We start from the raw sequence: 20,023 nt of genomic DNA on the forward strand, positions 1-20,023 counted from the left end.
CGTTTCGGGCCCCCGCCCTGCACCCGGCCAGCCGCTCCCCCTACGAGGAAGCAGCCAGCCGGTCAGGCGGGCGCACCGGCTTCTTTGAAAAGGCCTAGGCTTCGGTCCCGGACTTGCGGTCCTCGCCGTCGCCACCACCCAGGAAGTCGCCGCCGAAGCTGCGCTGCCGTTCGGGGGGCGCGCTCTCGAGCAACTCCACGTCCAGGGCCAGCGACTGGAGCTCCTTGAGGAGCACGTTGAACGACTCGGGCAGGCCGCTCTCCAGGACGTTGTCGCCCTTGACGATCGCCTCGTACATGCGCGTGCGGCCCACCACGTCGTCCGACTTGACCGTGAGGAACTCCTGCAGCGTGTACGCCGCGCCGTAGGCCTCCATCGCCCACACTTCCATCTCGCCCAGACGCTGGCCGCCGAACTGGGCCTTACCGCCCAGGGGCTGCTGCGTGACGAGCGAGTAGGGCCCGATGGAACGGGCGTGGATCTTCTCGTCCACCAGGTGGTGCAGCTTGAGCATGTACATCACGCCCACGGTGACGTTCTGGTCGAACGGCTCACCCGTGCGGCCGTCGAAGAGCACCATCTGGCCCGAGCGCGGCAGCCGGCCTTCGTCGAACAGGCCGTGGATCTCCGTCTCGCGGGCGCCGTCGAACACCGGCGTCGCGACGTGGATGCCCTTCTTCAGGCGGCGGCAGAGGTCCTGCACCTCGGGGTCGGACAGGCCGTCCACGAAGTCGCCGAACGCCTTGTCGTCGTAGATGGTCTTCAGCTGCTTCTTGAGCTGCTCGCCGCTGAAGTTCTCATCCAGGTAGCGCTGGATCTGCTCGCCCACGCCCTTGGCGGCCCAGCCCAGGTGGACCTCCAGGATCTGCCCGATGTTCATGCGGCTGGGAACGCCGAGCGGGTTGAGGACGATGTCCACCGGACGGCCATCCTCCAGGTACGGCATGTCCTCCTCGGGGAGGACGCGGGACACGACGCCCTTGTTGCCGTGGCGGCCGGCCATCTTGTCGCCCACCGCCAGCTTGCGCTTGATGGCGACGTACACCTTCACCATCTTGATGACGCCCGGGGGGAGCTCGTCGCCCTTCTTGATGCGGGCGATCTTCTCGCCGAAGGCCAGCTTCACGGCCTCCTTCGTCTCCTCCAGGTTGCGCAGGATGTCGCGCAGGCGCGCGTCCAGCGGATCACCGACGGAGATCTCGCCCCAGTACTTGTACGGCACCGTGGCCAGCAGCTCGTCGTTGAGGATGTCCCCCTTCTTCAGGAGGATCTTCCCCTTGTCGTCCACGAGCTTGCCCTGGACCTCCTTGCCGCGGACCAGGCCGCGCAGGCGGCTGTAGGCGGAGTCCTGGAGGACCTTGATCTCGTCGTTCTGGTCCTTGAGGAGCTTCGCCTCCTCCATGGACTCGATCTGCTTGGCGCGCTCGTCCTTCTCCACGCCCTTGCGGCTGAACACCTTGGCGTTGATGACGGTGCCCACCACGCCCGGGGGGACGCGCAGGGAGCTGTCGCGCACGTCGCCGGCCTTCTCACCGAAGATGGCGCGCAGCAGCTTCTCTTCCGGAGACAGCTGGGTCTCGCCCTTCGGGGTGATCTTGCCCACCAGCACGTCGCCGGGCTTCACCTCGGCGCCGATGCGGATGATGCCGCTCTCGTCCAGGTCCTTGAGGGCTTCCTCACCCACGTTCGGGATGTCGCGGGTGATCTCCTCCTTGCCCAGCTTGGTGTCGCGCGCGATGCACTCGAACTCCTCGATGTGGATGGACGTGAAGACGTCCTCCTTGAGGATGCGCTCGCTGAGCAGGATGGAGTCTTCGAAGTTGTAGCCCTGCCACGGCATGAACGCGACGACGATGTTCTGCCCCAGCGCCAGCTCACCGGTCTCGGTGGCCGGACCGTCCGCGATCACGTCGCCCTTCTTCACCCGGTCACCCTTGCGGATGATGGGCTTCTGGTTGAGGCACGTGTTCTGGTTGGAGCGCTGGTACTTGAGCAGGTTGTAGATGTCCACCTCGCTGGACACGTCGCTCAAGGCCGCGTTGGAGTCCGCCTTCACCACGATGCGGCTGGCGTCCACCGACTCCACGATGCCGTCGCGGCGGGCCACGCACGTCACGCCCGAGTCGCGCGCGACGATGGCCTCGATACCGGTGCCCACGAGCGGCGCGGACGTGCGCAGCAGCGGCACGGCCTGGCGCTGCATGTTGGAGCCCATCAGCGCGCGGTTCGCGTCGTCGTTCTCCAGGAACGGGATGAGGGAGGCGGCCACCGACACCAGCTGGTTCGGGGACACGTCCATCAGGTCCACGTCCTCGGCCTTGACCTGGACGAACTCGCCGCTGCGGCGGCTCTGCACCAGCGCGTTGAGGAACTTGCCCTTCTTGTCCGTCTCCGCGTTGGCCTGGGCGATGGTGTGCTTCTCCTCCTCCAGCGCCGAGTAGAACGCCACGTCCGCCGTCACGCTGCCCGCGTCCACCTTGCGGTACGGCGTCTCCACGAAGCCGAACTCGTTGACGCGCGCGTAGGTCGACAGCGACGCGATGAGGCCGATGTTCGGGCCTTCCGGCGTCTCGATGGGGCAGATGCGGCCGTAGTGCGTCGGGTGCACGTCGCGGACTTCGAAGCCCGCGCGCTCGCGCGTGAGGCCGCCAGGCCCGAGCGCGGACAGACGGCGCTTGTGCGTGACTTCCGAGAGCGGGTTCGTCTGGTCCATGAACTGCGACAGCTGGCTGGACCCGAAGAACTCCTTGATGACCGCCGTCACGGGCTTGGCGTTGATGAGATCGTGCGGCATGAGCGTCTCGATCTCCTGGAGGCTCATGCGCTCCTTGATCGCCCGCTCCATGCGAACCAGACCGATGCGGTACTGGTTCTCCAGCAGCTCACCCACCGCGCGCACGCGCCGGTTGCCCAGGTGGTCGATGTCGTCGATCGTCCCCTTGCCGTTCTTCAGGTCGATCAGGTAGCGGATGACCTCCAGGATGTCGCGCTTGGTGAGGATCTGACCATCCAAGGGCTCCTCGAGGCTGAACTTGAAGTTCAGCTTGAGGCGGCCGACCTTGGACAGGTCGTAGCGCTCCGGGTTGAAGAACAGGTTGCTGAACAGGTTCGTCGCCGTCTCCGGCGTCGGGGGATCACCCGGGCGCAGGCGCCGGTAGATCTCCATGATGGCCTGCTCGGGCGACTCGATCTTGTCCAGCATCAACGTCTCACGCAGGTACGGACCCACGTTGAGGTTGTCGATGAAGAGGACCTTGAACTCCTTGATCTCCCGCTTGAGGAGCTCGTCCACCTTCTCCTGGGAGACCTCCTCGTTGCACTCGAGGATGACCTCACCGGTGTTCTCGTCCACCACGTCGTAGGCGGACACCTTGGTGAAGAGCTCGTCCGCGTCGATGGGCAGCTTGGTCATCTTCGCCGCTTCGAGCTTCTTGATGGCGGCGCGCGTGAACTTGCGGTTCTTCTTGACGATCAACTCACCGGACTTGGTCTTGATGTCGCGCGTGGCGCGCTGACCCGGCAGGAGCTCCAGCTCGACCGACTTCTCGAAGTCGGCGGCGCTCTGCAGGTAGATGGTCTCGGTGGCGTAGTAGTAGTTGAGGATCTCCTCGGTGGAGCCCTTGAAGTCGAGCGGGTTCTTCTTCGCCGTGTCACCGACGGCGCCCAGGGCGCGGATGAGCACGGTGGCCGGCAGCTTGCGGCGCCGGTCGATGCGCACGTACAGCAGGTCCTTGTGGTCGAACTCGAAGTCGATCCACGAGCCGCGGTACGGGATGATGCGGGCGTTGTAGAGCAGCTTGCCAGACGAGTGGCTCTTGCCCTTGTCGTGGTCGAAGAACGCACCCGGGCTGCGGTGCAGCTGGCTCACCACGACGCGCTCGGTGCCGTTGATGATGAACGTACCGTTCTGGGTCATCAGCGGGATTTCGCCGAAGTAGACCTCCTGCTCCTTCACGTCGCGGATGGACTGGGCGCCGGTCTCCTCGTCCTTGTCCCAGACGACCAGGCGCACGACGACCTTGATAGGCGCCGAGTAGGTCATTCCACGCTGGTGGCACTCATCAACGTCGTACTTCGGCTTCTCCAGGTGGTAGCTCACAAACTCCAACGAAGAGGTCTCGTTGAAGTCCCGGATCGGGAAGACGGACTTGAAGACACCCTGAAGGCCAAGATCCTCACGCTTCTCCGGGGCGATGTCGGCCTGGAGGAACTTCTCGTAGGATTGCTTCTGGATGTTGATGAGATTGGGAATGTCGATGATCTTCGCGATTTTCGCGAAGGTCTTCCGCACGCGGAAATTGTTCTGGATCTGCGTCGGCATTCGGTCTCCGGGGACGGCTGCTCGGGCGGGGCAAACTTCAGTAACGCGCGGCGGCGCCGGGAAATTTGGCAAATGTCAAATGGGCAAAGCCGGCGTCCCAGCAATGGGGACGCCGGCCTGCTCATCCGGTCAGGAGGCTGCCCGGGATTTCCCGGAAGAACAGGACAGCCCCTGTAAGAACTACTTGATCTCGACGGTGGCGCCAGCCGCGACGAGCTGGTCCTTGATCTTCTTGGCGTCGTCCTTGTTGACGCCTTCCTTGACCGTCTTGGGCGCGCCCTCGACCAGGTCCTTGGCCTCCTTCAGGCCCAGGCCGGTGATGGCGCGGATCTCCTTGATGACGTTGATCTTGTTGGCGCCGGCGTTCGCCAGCACCACGTTGAACTCCGTCTTCTCCTCAACAGGGGCGGCGGCGGCGCCACCGGCGGCCGGGGCGGCAACGGCCACGGCGGCGGCGGAAACGCCCCACTTGGCCTCCAGCGACTTCACGAGCTCGGCGGCCTCGAGAATGGTCAACTGGGAGAGCTGCTCAACAATCGCGTTCAAATCGGCCATGGAACATGTCCTTCTGTTTGACTAACGGCCGGCGACCCAGCTGGGTGGCCCGACCGAAGAGGTTGCGGTAGAAAAACTTCTCGGAACGATTACTGCCCCTGCGCCTTGTCCGCGTTGGCCTGGATGACCCGCGCGAGCTGCGACCCGGGGGCCGCGATGGTCCGAACCAGCTTGCCAGCAGGCTGGTTGAGCATGCCGAGCAACTGCCCGCGCAGCTCATTGAGGCCCGGCAACTTCGCCAGCGCCTTCACGCCGTTGGCGTCGACCTTGTTACCGGCGACGACGGCGCTACGGACCTTGATGGTCTCCATGTCCTTGATGAAATCCATCAGGATCTTCGCAGGAGCCACCTCGTCGTCGTAGCTGATGCAGAGGGCCACGGGACCGGTGAAGTCATCGGAAATCACGGAGACGGACGTACCCTGAGCGGCACGGCGCGCCAGCGTGTTCTTGATGACCTTGTACTCGACCTTGCCCTCGCGGAACTTGCGACGCAGCTTGGTGACGGTCTCCACGTCCACCTTGGAGAATTCGGCGACAACCGCCGTCTTCGTCCGGGCGAACTTCTCGTGGAGCTCCTTGATCATTTCTTCCTTCTCGCTCTTCAGCACCTTGACTCACCTCCTTCATGGCCCGACCGGACGGTCGGGCGTGATGCCTGGGCCAAAGTGGCAGAGCGAGAGGGGGGCCTCCGAGAGGCACCACACCGCACCTCCAGTCTCGGCAGGGCTGACCTTGCGGCCGTTTGAACCAGGAGTGGATGGACGGCCCGACCGGTTGCCCGGTTCCCAACGGACGCGTCTTCTCCCTTCCAGGTCCCTGCTGTCATGAACCAGGTCGGAACGCCGCGTCTCTCGACATGGCGCTCCAATTGCAAAAGCCGGGGGCCTATACCCCCGGCTTTCGCAAAGATCCAGCACTTTCTATCGAACGGACGTTCAGCGGATGACGGGAGGGACGCTCCCCGTTGAGGAGCGCACCCTTCCCTACCCACCCGGGCACCCTGGGACTAGCGGTGACGCGCCAGGATTTCCGTGGTGTCGAGCTTGATGCCCGGCCCCATGGTCGTCGAGATGGCGATGCCCTTCAGGTACACGCCCTTGGCGGTGGCCGGCTTGAGCTTCATCACCAGGTCCACCAGCGCGTTGAAGTTCGCCTCGAGCTTGTCCGCGGCGAAGGAGGCCTTGCCCATCTTCGCGTGGACGATGCCCGCCTTCTCCGCGCGGAAGTCCACCTTACCGCCCTTGGAGTCGCGGATGGCCTTGGCGACATCCATGGTCACCGTGCCCACCTTCGGGTTCGGCATGAGGCCGCGGGGACCGAGCACCTTACCCAGGCGGCCGACGACGCCCATCATGTCCGGCGTCGCGATGACGGTGTCGAAGTCGAGGAAGCCCTCCTCGATGCGCTTCTGGAGGTCCTCCGCGCCCACGATGTCCGCGCCGGCGTTGGTGGCCTCGGTGGCGCGCTCGCCCTTGGCGAACACGGCGACGCGCACGGTGGCGCCGGTGCCGTGCGGGAGCACCACGGCGCCACGGACCATCTGGTCCGCGTGCTTCGGGTCCACGCCCAGGTTGATGGCGACATCCACCGTCTGGTCGTACTTCGTCGCGCGCGAGTCCACCGTCTTCTTCAGCAGCGCGAAGCCCTCGGCGACGGCGTAGCGCTTGTTGCGGTCCACCAGCTCGGAGGACGCGCGGAACTTCTTTCCATTGGTAGCCATGGCAGGAATCCTTGAGAGATGGGGCGGGCTAGCCGACGACGTCGATGCCCATGGAGCGCGCGGTGCCAGCAATGGTGTTCATGCAGGCTTCGATGGACGCGGCGGTGGTGTCCTGGATCTTCTTGTTGGCGATCTCCTCGAGCTGCTTGCGGGTGATCTGCCCCACCTTCTCCTTGCCCGGCTTCTTCGCGCCCGAACCCTTCTTCTTCTCCGTGTGGAGACCCGCGGCCTTCTTGATGAGGATGGCGGCGGGGGGCGTCTTCAGGATGAAGGTGAAGGAGCGGTCCTGATACACGGTGATGATCACCGGGATGATCAGACCCTCCTTGGCCTCCGCCTGCGTCTTGGCGTTGAACTGCTTGCAGAACTCCATGATGTTCACGCCCTGCTGACCGAGGGCGGGACCGATCGGCGGGGCGGGGTTCGCCTTGCCGGCGGGGATCTGCAACTTGACCTGACCTGTGACCTTCTTCATCGGCGGACTGCTGCCTTTCGAGAGGGTGGTTCCAACGGGTCGCCAGACGGGACGACCCTCCCACCCGTTGATCCGCGCCCGTCACTCGGGCGCGGAAGACTGGGAACTGCTAGCCGGTGGTCTTCTCCACCTGCATGAAGTCGAGCTCCACGGGGGTCGCACGGCCGAAGATGCTGACGAGCACGCGGACGCGGCCCTTCTCCGGGTTGACCTCTTCCACGGTGCCGTTGAAGTTGGCGAACGGGCCGTCGATGACGCGCACCGTGTCGCTCGTCTCGAACTGGACCTTGGGCTTGGGCTTGTGCGCGCCCTCGGTGACCTGCGCCGTGAGACGCGCGACCTCCGCGTCCGACATGGGCCGGGGCTGCTCGTTCTGACCGACGCCCGGGAACCCGGTCACCTTGGAGGTGTTCTTCACCAGGTGCAGGGTGATGTCGCTGAGCTCCATCTGGACGAAGATGTAGCCCGGGAAGAGCTTGCGGCGGGTGGTCTTCTTCTCGCCGTTCACCATCTCCACGACCTGCTCCATGGGGATGAGGATCTCACCGATCAAGTCCTGGTCCTGCAGGCCCTTGAGGCGCACCTGCTCTTCCAGGTTCTTCTTCGCCTGGTTCTCGTAGTTCGAGTAGGTCTGGACCGTGAACCATTTCTTCGCCATTACAGCTTCCCCCACAGGGCAGGCAGCCACTCCACCATCAAGTTGTAGGCGACGGTGTCGATGCAGAAGAGCAGAACGGCCGCCACGAGCGAGGCGACGACCACGGCCATGGTCGACGCGCGGGTCTCCGACCAGGAGGGCCAGGTGACCTTCATCAGCTCGGACGCCACGTCGATGGACAGGGCGTGCGTACGGGGGTGGAAGTAGGACGCCAGCACGAGCCCCAGGGCCGCCACGTAGCCCACCAGGGTCGACACGCGCCAGCCAAGGCCCTCGAACAGTTCGACGTCGCTCCAGCCGAACCGGCTCCAGAGCAACCCGAAGACGTGCTCCAGGAAGAGGGCCAGGACGATGCCGGCGACGAGATAGAAGATGACCACGAGCCGCTTGGGGTCGATACCCGAGCGGTTAGCCTGCTGGCTGGCCTCAGATGCCGTCGCCATGGTGCCTCACGAGGGACTGTGGAAGCTGGACTGCGAAAAGGCAGGGACCCCCGGCACCGCTCGGTACCGGGGGTCCCTGTACTGAAGCTGGCAGGCCAGGAGGGATTCGAACCCCCAACACGCGGATTTGGAGACCGCTGCTCTACCGTTGGAGCTACTGGCCTAAACCTTCATGGAACAGACGACCTAGACCTTGCCTTCCTTGTGGTCCGTATGCTTGCGGCAACGAGGGCAGAACTTGCTCAGCTCAAGCTTGTCCTGGCTCTTCCGCTTGTTCTTCGTGGTCGTGTAGTTCCGCTCTTTGCACGTCGTGCACTCGAGCGAGATGATGGAACGGTTACCCTTCGGCATGGCTCATTTCACCAGATGCGAGAAGGGAAGGCTACAAAAGCAGCCCTCCCCTCCGCAACTCAGTGCCCGTAAAAGCTGGTCGGCGGGAAGCCGATCAGGCGATGATCTCCGCAACGACGCCCGCGCCCACCGTACGACCGCCCTCGCGGACGGCGAACCGGAGCTCCTTCTCCATCGCGACCGGGGTGATCAGCTCCACCTCGATGGCGATGTTGTCGCCCGGCATGACCATTTCGACGTTGTCCGGCAGCTTCACCGTGCCCGTCACGTCCGTCGTACGGAAGTAGAACTGGGGCCGGTAGCCCTTGAAGAACGGCGTGTGACGACCGCCCTCTTCCTTCGACAGCACGTAAATCTGCGCCTTGAACTTCGTGTGCGGCGTGATGCTGCCCGGCTTCGCCAGCACCTGGCCGCGCTCCATGTCCTCGCGCTTGAGGCCACGAACCAGCGCGCCGATGTTGTCGCCCGCGCGGCCCTCGTCCAGCAGCTTGCGGAACATCTCCACGCCCGTCACCACCGTCTTCTGCGTCGCGCGCAGACCGACGACTTCCACTTCCTCGCCCACCTTGATGACGCCGCGCTCCACGCGACCCGTCGCCACCGTGCCACGGCCGGCGATGGAGAACACGTCTTCCACCGGCATCAGGAAGGGCTTGTCCGTCGCGCGCTGCGGCGTCGGGATATAGCTGTCCACCGCCTCCATCAGCTTCAGGATGGCCGGCTCGCCGATGTCCGACGTGTCGCCTTCCAGCGCCTTCACCGCGGAACCGGGGACGATGGGGATGGTGTCCCCGGGGAACTCGTACTTCTTCAGGAGGTCACGCACCTCCATCTCCACGAGCTCGCGCAGCTCGGGGTCGTCCAGCAGGTCCACCTTGTTCAGGAAGACCACGATGTACGGAACGCCGACCTGGCGCGCCAGCAGGATGTGCTCACGCGTCTGCGGCATCGGGCCGTCCGCCGCCGACACCACCAGGATGGCGCCGTCCATCTGCGCCGCGCCCGTGATCATGTTCTTCACGTAGTCGGCGTGTCCCGGACAGTCCACGTGCGCGTAGTGCCGGTTCTTCGTCTTGTACTCCACGTGCGCCGTGGAGATGGTGATGCCGCGCTCACGCTCTTCCGGCGCCTTGTCAATCTGGTCGTACGCCAGGAACGTGGCGCCGCCCGTCTTCGCCAGCACCTTCGTGATGGCCGCCGTCAGCGACGTCTTGCCGTGGTCCACGTGCCCAATCGTTCCGATGTTCACGTGGGGCAGGCTGCGATCGAACTTTTCCTTGGACATGACACTCCTCGAAAAATGGAGCCCTGAACCAGGATTGAACTGGTGACCTCATCCTTACCAAGGATGCGCTCTGCCAACTGAGCTATCAGGGCTTGGCGATGCACTACAACGGTTGGAGCGGGAAATGGGATTCGAACCCACGACATTCAGCTTGGAAGGCTGACGCTCTACCAACTGAGCTATTCCCGCATTGCCGAGTGGAGGGAGATGGATTCGAACCATCGAAGGCGTAGAGCCGGCAGATTTACAGTCTGCTCCCTTTGGCCGCTTGGGTATCCCTCCAGATATTCTCATGTGGTGCTGCGAACCGCTCTACCACGACTTCGCGTCTCGGGCCCTTCTCCGCGGCCCGTCCTACCTGGCCGGCGGCGGGATTTGAACCCGCGACCTACTGATTACAAATCAGTTGCTCTACCGACTGAGCTACACCGGCATCCATCCAGCAACTGCCCCGCCCTACTTCATCCCAGGCGGACCGTCAACCTCTCGGCAGCGACTTGAGAGGCGCGACCTTTTAGAAGCCCCCACTCTCCAAGTCAAGGAGATTGATCCACGAAACATCAGCGGGTTGGACGGCCCCTCTGGCGGGCGACCTCGTATAGCAGAATCGCGGCGGAAACCGACGCATTCAATGAACCGACCTGACCGCCCATGGGAATCCGGAGGCGGAAGTCGCAGTGCTTGAGGACCCCTTCCCTCACGCCCGCTCCCTCGGCGCCCACGACGAGCGCCAGGGGGCCGTCCAGCCGGGCGTTCCACAGCGGCTCGGAGCCCTCCACATCGGCTGCCGCCACCCAGACGCCCGCTTCCTTCAGTTCCTCGAGGGCGCGGGAGATGTTGGTGACGCGCGCGATGGGGCAGTACTCGACGGCGCCCGCGGACGCCTTGGCCACGGTCCCCGTCACCTGGACCGCCCGATCCTTGGCGAGGACGACGCCATGGGCACCGAGCGCATGGGCCGAGCGGATGATGGCGCCCAGGTTGTGCGGATCCTGGATGCCGTCGAGCACGACGACCAGCGGGGGCTGGGAGCGGGCCTTCGCCGCATCGAGCACGTCTTGCAGGTCGACGTACTGGAAGCCCCGGAGCTCGGCGACGACGCCCTGGTGCACGCCGCCCTCCGCCATCGAGGTCAGCCGTTCGCGGCCGACCTTCTCCACCCGGACGCCGGCGTCACGCGCGCGGCTGAGCAGTTCGCCCGCTGCCTTGGCGCCCACCTGTCCGTCGACGATGAAGAGCCGCTCCACCGCGTCCGGATGGGCGCGAAGGGCTTCGAGCACGGGGTTGACACCATGGACATAGCGCGGGGCTTCATGGCCGCCGCGCTCGCCGCCGGACTTGGGGGAGCGCTCTCTCATGGGGGCTACTGGACCTCCACGGGCAGCGAGAAGACCTTCTTCTGACGGGCGCAGATCTTCTCCGTGCAGATGAAGAAGGTCAGCGTCGCGTCCAGCGAGCCCTTGCCGGCGGAAATAGCAGTGAAGGGGACCTCGAAGCGCGGATCCACGAACTGCTGGCCCGCGGCCTTCTTCGCCACCGACTGCTCGCGGGTCAGCGTCTTCTGCGCGGGCGTCAGCTGCTTGCCCGTCAGCTCCAGCTTCAGCGGAGCCTCGTCGGAGACGTGCGCCCCGGCCTTCGACTTGATGGCGAGCACGAAGGTGCCCTGCCCTCCCGCCTTCACCTGCGTCGACGTGCCCTCGGTGGTGACTTCGTAGAGGGTGGTGGGGTCCACGTCCTGGGCCAGCACCGGCGCGCTCACGAGCGTCAGCAGCAGGGGGGCCAGGGTCGGCAAGCGGCGGGGGTTCGGCATGGTCGTCTCCAGGAAGGCGGCGTTCGTATACCGGGGCTTCGCACGCGCGGGGAGCGCTTTCTCTTCTAACTCCGCGGCGCGTTCACCTTCACGGGGCCCTTGCGCCCTGGCTGTGGGGGCAGGGACTGGGGCGTCTCCAGCGCCGCGCTCCAGACGGGAGTGGCTCCTTCAACCAGGGCCTCCGCGCGCAGGATGATGGGGGTCGCCAGGTCCATGCCCGTCGCGGCCTCCATCTCCAGGAGCGCGGGCGAGCTGTTCACCTCGAAGACCTTGGGATGGCCCTGGACATCCAGGATGTCCACCGCGGCCACCTCGAGGCCCACGAGGCGGGCCACCTTCTCCGCCGTGGCGCGGTGGCCCGGGGACAGCGCCAGGGCCTCCAGCCGAGCTCCCCGGTTCAGCGTGTGCGAGAGCCGGCCGGGGCGCGGCTTGCGCAGCACCGCGGCGATGGCTTCTCCGCCCACCACGAGGACGCGCACGTCCTGCCCGGTGCTCCGTACGTACTCCTGCATCACCAGGTTGTGGCCCAGGCCCAGCACAGCCTCCAGCGCGGCCTCCAGTGATTGGAGGCTCTCGCAGACCATCACGCCGTGCTTCTCCTGGCCCTGGAGCAGCTTCACCAGCACGGGGACTCCGCCCACGAGCCCCACCATTTCCTTGAGGTGGGCCGCGTCCCGGGCCATCACCGTGGCGGGGATGTCGATGCCATGGGCGGACAGGAGCTGGAGCGCGCGCATCTTGTTGCGCGACTGCGCGATGGCCTGGGCATGGTTCACCAGGGGCACGCGCGCCAGACCGAACTGGTTCACCACCGCGAGCCCGTAGGTGCTGATGGACAGGGCGATGCGCGGGATGACGACGTCGGTGGGGGTGAGCTTCTTGCGGTCGTAGAGGAGCGTCGCCCGGCTGGCCCCGTCCAGATGCATCTGCACCCGGAGCGGGTTGAGCACACGCACCCGGTGTCCTCGCGCGCGACCTGCGTCGACGATCCGCCGCGTGGACGAGATGGAGGCGGAGCGCGAAAGGACTGTGATTTTCATGGCGGAGGCGACCGGCCCGGCGAGGTCCCTATAACCCTCGCCACCGCCCGGGTAAAGCCGCCTCCGCCCGCCTGCCGCCTAGAGCTGGCGGATGGCGCGCACTTCGACGCTGATCGGGGCCTCCGGACGCGACGACTCCAGCTTCGCGCAGGCGCTGCCCGTGAAGGTCACGCCCGTTTCGCCCAGCGACCAGGTGTCGGGCCCCGCGAGCGTCCGCTCGCCGTCGATGTAGACGACGATGAGCTTGTCGTTCGAGGGAATCTGGCTCGGCTCGAGCTTGATGAAGCAGGGCTCATCGCCCGTGATCTGCTCGCTGATCTTCTTCAGCGCGTTCGCCAACTCCTCGCGATTGCCCGCCTGGTAGAAGGAGCGACCGCAGAAACCCGTGTTGACGTCACAGGTGTCACCCGCGCCGCAGTCGATGCTGGCCTTGCACGCGCGCGCGAAGCCGCCCGCGAGCGCCATCTCGTTGAGAACGCTGGGACCATCACCCGCCGACGTCTCCGCGCCGAACCCGATGACGATGGTCTTGATCCCACGGCCCTTCAGCGTCTCCACGGCCGTCACGGAGGCGTTCTTGTCGAGGCAACCCCGGCGGAAGTACGGGCTCGCCTGCGCCGAGCACTGGGACGAAGCCACCGTGCAGCGGCACTCGGGCTTGCTGCCGTCGTACTGGTTGTTGTCGTTGCAGTTCGGCAGACCGTCGGTCAGCAGGATGATGATCTGATCGCGCTCATTCGGGTCGGTCGTCAGCAGCGAGCTCGTGAAGGTCAGGCTCCCGCTCGTCGGCGTACCGCCCTTGGGCTGGTTCGGGCCCGCGTTGGGAATGGCCTGCAGGATCGTGTTGAGCGCATTCGCGTGGGCCTGGAGATCGTCGTCCGAGTCCAGCGCCGTAGGGATGGCGACCCGGACGCTCTCCCCTGGGGCGGCGGCCGCACAGAGCTGCGCGGCGCTCGGCGTCGTCGCGGTGTTCGGCGCGGGATATGTCGTCAGGCCGAAGCGGACCAGCTTGCCGCTCTCCGCGAGGAAGGGGCCCATGGCGCCCTGGAGCTCCGACCAGCGCGTGGGACACACGGACGTGTCACAGGGGACGTCATCGCTGCAGATGTAGTCGCGGCCCAGCTCGTCCTTGCGGTGACAGACCTGGACGCCGTTCACGACCATGTCGGGGTTCACCGGCAACGTCATGGAGCCGGAGGTGTCCACCAGCAGCATGACGTCCGGCTTGCTCTTGCGAGCGGTGATCACCGTCTCCTTGGTCGTCTGAGCGATCGCGAGCGGATCCACCGGCTCGAAGTCATAGGTCTGACAGCCGGCCATCATGGCACCACCGATGATGCCGGCCAGCAGTGCGCTCAGGGGGGTCGACTTGGCGCGCATAGGCTTGGGAGTTTCCTTCCAGGGGGGAACAACGAACCGCGAATGCCCCAGCGTAACGCGTGGGCGCCCACCGAGGCTACAGCCACGCGAGGCCGACGGCTCCCATTCGGGTAACGCTGCCAAGTTGCAACGACAGGGGATCCCCGGGCGCAGCGCGTTTCCACTGTCGGACATCCTCCTCCCTCCGCGGGGTGGTGGATCCGCCAGGGGCCCTCACAGCGTGAGGACGCGAGCGCCGTCCGTCAGCCTCCAGATGGAGGCCAGGCCCATGACATCGTCCAGGGTGCCGTGCAGTTCCTGGGGTGACAGGCCACAGATGCGCACCGTGGTGTCGCAGGCCACGAGCTTCGCGCCCAGGGCGCGGGCCTCCTCGAGCATCCTCGCCGGAGTGGGGACGTTGAGCCCTTCGGCGCGGGCCGCCTCGGTGCGCTCGCGCTCGCTGTGCGCCAGTCCGAAGCCCCCCCGGACCAGTTGGCGCAGGGCCTCGAAGGCGAAGACGAAGTAGACATCATCCCCCATCGCGGCGGCGGTGATGCCCATGGAGGCCGCCTGGTATGCGGGCTCGTACGTGGCGTGCTGGAGGAAGAAGAAGACGCGTCCGGCCATGGCTCCGACCTTAGCGTTATCGAGTCCGGACCGGCAGCCGTCGTATAACCGGGGCTCCCCTCCTCCACCGGGAGCCCCCGCATGCCGAGCCCGTCGTCCCGCCCCCGCGGTGTTCGTCCCTCGCCGGCCCCTTCCCGCTCCGCCATGCCATGGGGGAGCGCCCTGGCGGCCCTCGCCGTGTTCGCCGGCACGGCCCCCGTTTCGGACGCGGCGCCGGTCCGTGCGAACGCCGCGATGGCCCGGCCCGCTGCGTCCGCGACGCCCCCCTCCGCCGTCCCCGGGGCGCTGCGCGCGGAAGCCCTGGGGTTGCTCGCCCTGCCGACCGTGGCCTCGGAGGCGGCGTGGCACAGGCTGGGGCCAGAGGTCGTGCCCGTGCTCGCGGCGCTCGCGGAGGACCCGAGCGTCTCCGACGCTCAGCGGATGCGGGCCGTGACGGCGCTGGCTTGGGTGGAGTTCCCTCAAGCGGGACAGACGCTCCAGGCGATGCTGGAGGATCCGCACCGACCTTCCGACGTTCGCAGCCAGGCCGCCGCGGCCCTGGGCCAGTGCCTGGGCTTCGAGGCCGTGAAGACGCTGCGGGCCCGGCTGGAGGACCGCGACCTGCGGATCCGCGAGGCCGTGGCCCAGGCGCTCGGTCGGCTGGGGGGCCAGCAGGTGCGGGAGGTGCTGGAGGAGCGGCTTCCGCTCGAGGATGTGCCCCAGGTGCGAGAGGCCCTCCAACAGGGCCTTACGCTGGCCGAACCCTGAACCTAGCCACGGCGGATGGCTCGGGGCTCGCGTCGGGCGGGGCCTTCCGTTAGATGGAGGGCCATGCGCCCCACCGTTCTCCTCTTCGACATCGATGGCACCCTCGTCACCACGGGTGGCGCCGGACGCCGCGCCATGGGCCTCGCCTTCGAGCAGCTCCATCAACGGCGCGACGCGTGCGACGGCTTCAGCATGTCCGGCATGACGGACCGGGCCATCGTCCGCAAGGGCCTGGGGATCATCGGCGTGCCTGACTCCGAGGCGGCCATCAGCGCCGTCGTCGATGCGTACGTCGCCCACCTGGGCCTGGAGGTCCCCAAGGTGGATGCCCGGGAGTACCGGCTGCATCCGGGCATGCGCGAGGCCGTGACGGCGGCGCGCTCGCGGCCGGGGTTCGCGGTGGGGCTGGGCACCGGCAACGTGCGCGCGGGCGCCCGGGTGAAGCTGGAGCGCGTGAGCATCCACGACCAGTTCGCCTTCGGAGGCTTCGGGTGCGACTTCGAGGACCGCGTGGCCCTCATCCGGCACGGCGCGCAGGCCGGCGCGGCGCAGCTGGGCCAGCCCCTGGAGACGTGCCGGGTGGTCATCATCGGTGACACGCCCAAGGACGTCGCGGCCGCCAAGGGCATTGGCGCTGAGACGATTGGCGTGGGCACGGGCAACTTCACGCCCCAGGCGCTGCTCGACGCCGGCGCCGAGTGGGCCTTCGCGGACTTCTCCGTTCCCGAGGCCCTGGAGGCACTGCTCGTCGGACGGTGAAGGTGTGGTATCTCCGCCGCCCCTCCGAGGAGTCGTCCACGCATGTCGTCCACGCTCGAATCCTATGAGCTGATCCGCTTCGCCGAGGCCTTCGAGGCCCGACTCGCCACGGCGGAGGAGATGGTCGTCGGCAGGCCGGGGTTGGAGGCCGAGAAGCAGTGGTTGGCCTCCGCGCTGGAGCGCCTGCGCGAAGCCCGGGAGACGGCGGGCGGCCTGCTCGAACAGGTGAAGGACCTGCCCGAACTCGATGAGGCCCGCGAGGAGTTCTCCTTCGACCAGCAGGGCCGGTGGGTGGATGCCCTGGAGAAGCTGCACGCGGGCATCACCTTCACCGCCAGCAGCCGCGCCCCCGTCATCGAAGCCCTCTTCCCCCACCTCAAGTTCCCGCAGCTGCGCCGGGCTCCCGTGGAGCTCGTGAACGAATACGCCACGTCCTACGAGCGGCGATTCAAGAGCGCCTACGTGACCCGGATCTTCTCGCGCGATGACTTCGCGATGGTCCGCCCCGTCGTGGATCAGGTGGCCGCGACCTTCGCGGCCTGGACCGCGAGCCTGTCCCCGACCCCGCTGCCCCCGGATCAGGAGGCCGCCCTGCGCGAGGCGCTGGTGTCCCTGGGACGGCGCCTGGATGTGGCGCTGCGACAGGGGCGACTCCTCGCCGAGGCCGCGCTCGTCCCCGTGCCGGGCGTCTTCGAGGCCGCCGGGCTCACCCTCAAGCCTCGGAAGCGCGCGGGTCGCTCGCTCGCGCTCTCCGCCGAGGAAGGGGCTCCCGCCCTCTTCGGTGACGAGGGCGATGCCGCCCCGGACGACGATGCCTTCGACGGTCCTCAGGACGCGGATCCGTCCGAGGACGACGCGCAGGACGCGGATTCCGAAGCCACGGATGAAGCAGAGCCTCCCGCGGATGGAACCGCGAGCGCGGAGCTTCCTCCCTCGCCCCCAACCCGCAAGGGCCGGCGGAGTGCGGCGTCTCCAGACTCCGCGCTGGCCGGCGCTCCGGGGAATCCGTCACAGGAGGCCTTGGAGACTCCAGGAAGCGAGGCCGAAGCTTCGGACGGCGAGAGGGAGATCGTCCCGCCTGAGCCCTCCTCTCCGCCCCGCCCCGCGCGGCGGGGCCGACCGCCGAAGAACGCGGCTCCTGCCCCCGAGGCCGCGCAGGCGGACGCCCCTTCGGAGCCCCCCGCGTCCGATGTCCTGGAGGCCATCCGCCCCCGGCGCCGCAAGAAGACCGACCCGTCCGAGGCTGGCACGCCTTGAGACCCGACGCGCGGTGAGTTGCCCGCCGTGAAGAGGAACCCGGACATGGCGGACGTCGCCCTCCCTATCGATCCCCTGCTGCCCGACATCGTCTCCACGCTCCGGAGTTCGCGGTCGCTCGTGCTGGAGGCACCTCCTGGCGCGGGCAAGACGACCCGCGTGCCCCGCGCGTTGCTGGAGGCGGGCCTGGGCCAGGGACGGGAGATCGTCGTCCTCCAGCCCCGCAGGCTGCCCACCCGGCTCGCCGCGCAGCGCGTGTCCGAGGAGATTGGCGAACGCGTGGGCGAGACCGTCGGCTACCAGGTCCGCTTCGAGGACGTGCGCGGCCCCAAGACGCGCATGTCCTTCGTCACCGAGGGCGTGCTCGGACGACGGCTGCTCACCGACCCCACCCTGCGCGACGTGGGCATCGTCGTGCTCGACGAGTTCCACGAGCGACACCTGTCCGCGGACATCTCGCTCGCGCTGCTGCGACGGCTGCAGGAGTCGTCCCGGCCCGACCTCAAGCTCGTCGTGATGTCCGCGACCCTGGAGGCCGAGCCCGTCCGCGCGTACCTGGGCGGCGCGCCGTCGCTGCGCTCCGAGGGCCGGCGCTTCGACGTCAGCGTCGAATACCTTCCCGCCCCGGACGAGCGGCACCTGGATCAACAGGTGCTCTCCGCGCTCAAGCGCCTGTTCACCCAGGGCGTCGACGGCGATGTGCTCGTGTTCCTTCCGGGCGCTGGGGAGATCCGCCGGGCGCGCGACACCTGCGCGGAGTTCGCCGAGCGCCATGACGCCGACGTGCTCCCGCTTCACGGCGATCTGTCCCCCGCGGAGCAGGACCGCGCCGTGCGCCGCAGCTCGCGCCGGAAGATCATCCTGTCCACCAACGTCGCGGAGACGTCCGTCACCATCGACGGCGTCGCGGTCGTCATCGACAGTGGGCTTGCCCGCGTGGCGTCGCACTCGCCGTGGTCCGGCCTGCCGCAACTCAAGCTGGGCAAGGTGAGCCGCGCCTCCGCCGTGCAGCGCGCCGGCCGCGCGGGCCGCACCCGCGCGGGGCACTGTGTGCGCCTCTACACCCAGCATGACTTCGACGGGCGCCCCGACCAGGAGGCCCCGGAGATCCGCCGCACCGACCTGGCGGAGACGGTGCTCTCCCTGCGCGCCTCGGGCGTGAGGGACCTGGGGGTGTTCCCCTTCTTCGAGCCACCCCCCGCCCCCGCGCTGGAGGCCGCGGAGACGCTGCTGCGCCGGCTGGGCGCGGTGGATGCACAAGGCAAGGTGACGGACGTGGGGCAGCGGCTCCTGCGCTTCCCCGTCCACCCGCGCCAGGCCCGCGTCATCGTCGAGGGTGAGCGGCGAGGCGTGGGCGGCGAGGCCGCCGTGCTCGCGGCCCTCATGGGCGAGCGGGACATCCGCCGCGAGGCCCGCGCCAACCTGGGCGGCGGGGGACGGGCGTCCGCCATCGTCAGCGGCCCTTCCGATTTGCTGGAGCTCCTGGAGCGATTCCGCGAAGCAGGGCGTTCAGGCTTCGCCTCCGGCCGCATGCAGTCCCTGTCGCTTGATGCCGGGGCGGTGCAGTCCGTGGAGCGCGTGCAGAAACAGCTGCGGCGCTCGGTGCGGGAGCAGGGCTCACGCCCCGGACGACCCGAGGACGTGGAGCAGGCCCTGATGCTCAGCGTGCTCGCGGGCTATCCGGATCGCGTCGCCCGCCGGCGGCGGCCCCGCTCGCCCGACCTGCTGATGTTCGGCGGCGGCACCACCAGCCTGTCCGAATCCAGCGTCGTCCAGGACGCGGAGCTGATGGTCGCCGTGGACGCCGAGGAGCGCCCCGGACGTGGCGCCGTGGTCCGGCTCGCCAGCGCCGTGGAGGCCGAGTGGCTGCTGGACCTCTACCCGGAGGCCCTGGAGGAGGTGGACACGCTCCAGTGGAATCCGGATTCGCGCCGCGTGGAGCGCCTGACCCGACTGGCGTACGGCAACTTGGTGCTGGAGGAGACGCGCACCCCCGCCCCTCCGTCCGAGGAAGCCGCGCGAGTGCTGGCCGAAGCGGCGCTCGCCGCGGGCCCGGAGCGCTTCGCGGAGCCCGAGGCGCTGGAGCAGTGGCGCACCCGCGTGGAGCTGCTGGGAAAGGCCTTCCCCGAGGCGGGCTTTCCCGCCGTGGACGCCACCTTCCTGCGGGATGCGCTGGCGTCCCTTTGCGTGGGCGCGCGCAGCTTCTCCGACCTGGACGGCGTGTCGCTGCTGGACGCGCTCTACGCGCGACTGTCCTCCGAACAGCAGCGCCTGCTGGCGAACCATGCCCCCGAGCGCGTCACCCTGCCCGGCGGGCGCGGCGTGAAGGTGCACTACGAGCCCAACAAGCCCCCCTGGGTGGAGTCACGGCTGCAGGACTTCTTCGGGATGGCCCAGGGGCCCAGCGTGGGCGCGGGCCGCGTACCGCTGGTGCTCCATCTGCTGGCCCCCAACATGCGCGCCGTGCAGGTGACGACGGACCTGGCGGGCTTCTGGGAGCGTCACTACCCGGCGATCCGCAAGGAGCTGTGCCGCAAGTATCCGCGGCATTCGTGGCCCGAGGATCCGCGCCACGCCGAGCCGCCCGCGCCTCGTCCTCCGAGGCGCTGAGCC

At 67.6% G+C, this 20,023-nt stretch carries 18 protein-coding genes and 5 tRNA genes; 4 read left to right on the forward strand and 19 right to left on the reverse strand.

The window, feature by feature from the left end; all coding sequences use genetic code 11:
- Window positions 1-94 precede the first annotated feature (94 nt).
- The 19 genes from rpoB to FOF48_RS12915 form a co-directional block, all read right to left on the reverse strand.
- On the reverse strand, window positions 95-4,321 hold the full coding sequence (rpoB, locus tag FOF48_RS12825; RefSeq protein WP_143901312.1) for a DNA-directed RNA polymerase subunit beta: 4,227 nt from the start codon (window positions 4,319-4,321) through the stop codon (window positions 95-97).
- Window positions 4,322-4,501: 180 nt separating this feature from the next.
- Window positions 4,502-4,876 (reverse strand): 50S ribosomal protein L7/L12, encoded by a 375-nt coding sequence (gene rplL / locus FOF48_RS12830; RefSeq protein WP_143901314.1) that lies wholly within the window; start codon window positions 4,874-4,876, stop codon window positions 4,502-4,504.
- Between the two features lie 89 nt (window positions 4,877-4,965).
- A complete protein-coding gene (gene rplJ / locus FOF48_RS12835; protein WP_143901316.1) occupies window positions 4,966-5,487 on the reverse strand; it encodes a 50S ribosomal protein L10 in 522 nt (173 codons plus the stop codon).
- A gap of 398 nt (window positions 5,488-5,885) precedes the next feature.
- Window positions 5,886-6,599: a 50S ribosomal protein L1 gene (gene rplA / locus FOF48_RS12840; RefSeq protein ID WP_143901318.1), complete on the reverse strand. Its 714-nt coding sequence runs from the start codon at window positions 6,597-6,599 to the stop codon at window positions 5,886-5,888.
- Between the two features lie 28 nt (window positions 6,600-6,627).
- On the reverse strand, window positions 6,628-7,074 hold the full coding sequence (gene rplK, locus FOF48_RS12845) for a 50S ribosomal protein L11 (RefSeq protein WP_120596209.1): 447 nt from the start codon (window positions 7,072-7,074) through the stop codon (window positions 6,628-6,630).
- 109 nt (window positions 7,075-7,183) lie between these two features.
- Window positions 7,184-7,732 (reverse strand): transcription termination/antitermination protein NusG, encoded by a 549-nt coding sequence (gene nusG / locus FOF48_RS12850; RefSeq protein WP_143901320.1) that lies wholly within the window; start codon window positions 7,730-7,732, stop codon window positions 7,184-7,186.
- Window positions 7,732-8,175, reverse strand: a complete 444-nt coding sequence (secE, locus tag FOF48_RS12855; RefSeq protein ID WP_143901322.1) for a preprotein translocase subunit SecE — start codon at window positions 8,173-8,175, stop codon at window positions 7,732-7,734. The genes nusG and secE overlap by 1 nt, the downstream gene beginning before the upstream one ends.
- An 88-nt stretch (window positions 8,176-8,263) precedes the next feature.
- Window positions 8,264-8,339: transfer RNA gene (locus FOF48_RS12860), tRNA-Trp, on the reverse strand.
- Window positions 8,340-8,361: 22 nt separating this feature from the next.
- Entirely contained in the window at window positions 8,362-8,526 is a 165-nt protein-coding gene (rpmG, locus tag FOF48_RS12865) for a 50S ribosomal protein L33 (RefSeq protein ID WP_002617522.1), read from the reverse strand.
- Between the two features lie 94 nt (window positions 8,527-8,620).
- Window positions 8,621-9,811: an elongation factor Tu gene (gene tuf, locus FOF48_RS12870; RefSeq protein WP_143901324.1), complete on the reverse strand. Its 1,191-nt coding sequence runs from the start codon at window positions 9,809-9,811 to the stop codon at window positions 8,621-8,623.
- A 16-nt stretch (window positions 9,812-9,827) separates the two neighbouring features.
- Window positions 9,828-9,903: transfer RNA gene (locus FOF48_RS12875), tRNA-Thr, on the reverse strand.
- Window positions 9,904-9,924: 21 nt separating this feature from the next.
- Window positions 9,925-10,000, reverse strand: a tRNA-Gly gene (locus tag FOF48_RS12880).
- Between the two features lie 9 nt (window positions 10,001-10,009).
- Window positions 10,010-10,093: transfer RNA gene (locus FOF48_RS12885), tRNA-Tyr, on the reverse strand.
- A gap of 78 nt (window positions 10,094-10,171) precedes the next feature.
- Window positions 10,172-10,244, reverse strand: a tRNA-Thr gene (locus tag FOF48_RS12890).
- Between the two features lie 127 nt (window positions 10,245-10,371).
- Window positions 10,372-11,169 carry a 23S rRNA (guanosine(2251)-2'-O)-methyltransferase RlmB gene (rlmB, locus tag FOF48_RS12895; RefSeq protein WP_143901326.1) on the reverse strand — a complete coding sequence of 266 codons (798 nt, stop codon included), beginning with the start codon at window positions 11,167-11,169 and terminating at the stop codon, window positions 10,372-10,374.
- 5 nt (window positions 11,170-11,174) lie between these two features.
- Entirely contained in the window at window positions 11,175-11,621 is a 447-nt protein-coding gene (locus FOF48_RS12900; RefSeq protein WP_143901328.1) for a hypothetical protein, read from the reverse strand.
- Between the two features lie 65 nt (window positions 11,622-11,686).
- Entirely contained in the window at window positions 11,687-12,661 is a 975-nt protein-coding gene (locus FOF48_RS12905; RefSeq protein WP_143901330.1) for a RimK family alpha-L-glutamate ligase, read from the reverse strand.
- A gap of 78 nt (window positions 12,662-12,739) precedes the next feature.
- Entirely contained in the window at window positions 12,740-14,041 is a 1,302-nt protein-coding gene (gene cglB, locus FOF48_RS12910) for an adventurous gliding motility lipoprotein CglB (protein ID WP_143901332.1), read from the reverse strand.
- 213 nt (window positions 14,042-14,254) lie between these two features.
- On the reverse strand, window positions 14,255-14,647 hold the full coding sequence (locus FOF48_RS12915) for a DsrE family protein (RefSeq protein WP_120566049.1): 393 nt from the start codon (window positions 14,645-14,647) through the stop codon (window positions 14,255-14,257).
- Between the two features lie 234 nt (window positions 14,648-14,881).
- Here FOF48_RS12915 and FOF48_RS12920 point away from each other — a divergent pair, with 234 nt between their 5' ends.
- The 4 genes from FOF48_RS12920 (at window position 14,882) to hrpB (ending at window position 20,020) form a co-directional block, all read left to right on the forward strand.
- A complete protein-coding gene (locus tag FOF48_RS12920) occupies window positions 14,882-15,394 on the forward strand; it encodes a HEAT repeat domain-containing protein (protein WP_143901334.1) in 513 nt (170 codons plus the stop codon).
- Window positions 15,395-15,457: 63 nt separating this feature from the next.
- Entirely contained in the window at window positions 15,458-16,153 is a 696-nt protein-coding gene (locus FOF48_RS12925; protein WP_143901336.1) for an HAD family hydrolase, read from the forward strand.
- A gap of 42 nt (window positions 16,154-16,195) precedes the next feature.
- The gene (locus FOF48_RS12930; protein WP_143901338.1) at window positions 16,196-17,410 is read left to right on the forward strand and encodes a hypothetical protein; all 1,215 of its coding nucleotides are present in this window, start codon (window positions 16,196-16,198) and stop codon (window positions 17,408-17,410) included.
- Window positions 17,411-17,455: 45 nt separating this feature from the next.
- Complete coding sequence (gene hrpB / locus FOF48_RS12935) at window positions 17,456-20,020, forward strand: ATP-dependent helicase HrpB (protein ID WP_143901340.1); 2,565 nt, start codon at window positions 17,456-17,458, stop codon at window positions 20,018-20,020.
- The last annotated feature ends 3 nt before the right edge of the window (window positions 20,021-20,023 follow it).

The organism is Corallococcus sp. Z5C101001, from assembly GCF_007352635.1.
In the GTDB taxonomy this organism is placed as follows: domain Bacteria; phylum Myxococcota; class Myxococcia; order Myxococcales; family Myxococcaceae; genus Corallococcus; species Corallococcus silvisoli.

Excerpts from the sequence above, each read along its gene's own strand:
- rpoB (WP_143901312.1), bottom strand. The coding sequence starts at position 4,321 with ATGCCGACGCAGATCCAGAACAATTTCCGCGTGCGGAAGACCTTCGCG.
- rplL (WP_143901314.1), bottom strand. The coding sequence starts at position 4,876 with ATGGCCGATTTGAACGCGATTGTTGAGCAGCTCTCCCAGTTGACCATT.
- rplA (WP_143901318.1), bottom strand. The coding sequence starts at position 6,599 with ATGGCTACCAATGGAAAGAAGTTCCGCGCGTCCTCCGAGCTGGTGGAC.
- rplK (WP_120596209.1), bottom strand. The coding sequence starts at position 7,074 with ATGAAGAAGGTCACAGGTCAGGTCAAGTTGCAGATCCCCGCCGGCAAG.
- nusG (WP_143901320.1), bottom strand. The coding sequence starts at position 7,732 with ATGGCGAAGAAATGGTTCACGGTCCAGACCTACTCGAACTACGAGAAC.
- secE (WP_143901322.1), bottom strand. The coding sequence starts at position 8,175 with ATGGCGACGGCATCTGAGGCCAGCCAGCAGGCTAACCGCTCGGGTATC.
- rpmG (WP_002617522.1), bottom strand. The coding sequence starts at position 8,526 with ATGCCGAAGGGTAACCGTTCCATCATCTCGCTCGAGTGCACGACGTGC.
- tuf (WP_143901324.1), bottom strand. The coding sequence starts at position 9,811 with ATGTCCAAGGAAAAGTTCGATCGCAGCCTGCCCCACGTGAACATCGGA.
- rlmB (WP_143901326.1), bottom strand. The coding sequence starts at position 11,169 with ATGAGAGAGCGCTCCCCCAAGTCCGGCGGCGAGCGCGGCGGCCATGAA.
- FOF48_RS12900 (WP_143901328.1), bottom strand. The coding sequence starts at position 11,621 with ATGCCGAACCCCCGCCGCTTGCCGACCCTGGCCCCCCTGCTGCTGACG.
- FOF48_RS12905 (WP_143901330.1), bottom strand. The coding sequence starts at position 12,661 with ATGAAAATCACAGTCCTTTCGCGCTCCGCCTCCATCTCGTCCACGCGG.
- cglB (WP_143901332.1), bottom strand. The coding sequence starts at position 14,041 with ATGCGCGCCAAGTCGACCCCCCTGAGCGCACTGCTGGCCGGCATCATC.
- FOF48_RS12915 (WP_120566049.1), bottom strand. The coding sequence starts at position 14,647 with ATGGCCGGACGCGTCTTCTTCTTCCTCCAGCACGCCACGTACGAGCCC.
- FOF48_RS12920 (WP_143901334.1), top strand. The coding sequence starts at position 14,882 with ATGGCCCGGCCCGCTGCGTCCGCGACGCCCCCCTCCGCCGTCCCCGGG.
- FOF48_RS12925 (WP_143901336.1), top strand. The coding sequence starts at position 15,458 with ATGCGCCCCACCGTTCTCCTCTTCGACATCGATGGCACCCTCGTCACC.
- FOF48_RS12930 (WP_143901338.1), top strand. The coding sequence starts at position 16,196 with ATGTCGTCCACGCTCGAATCCTATGAGCTGATCCGCTTCGCCGAGGCC.
- hrpB (WP_143901340.1), top strand. The coding sequence starts at position 17,456 with ATGGCGGACGTCGCCCTCCCTATCGATCCCCTGCTGCCCGACATCGTC.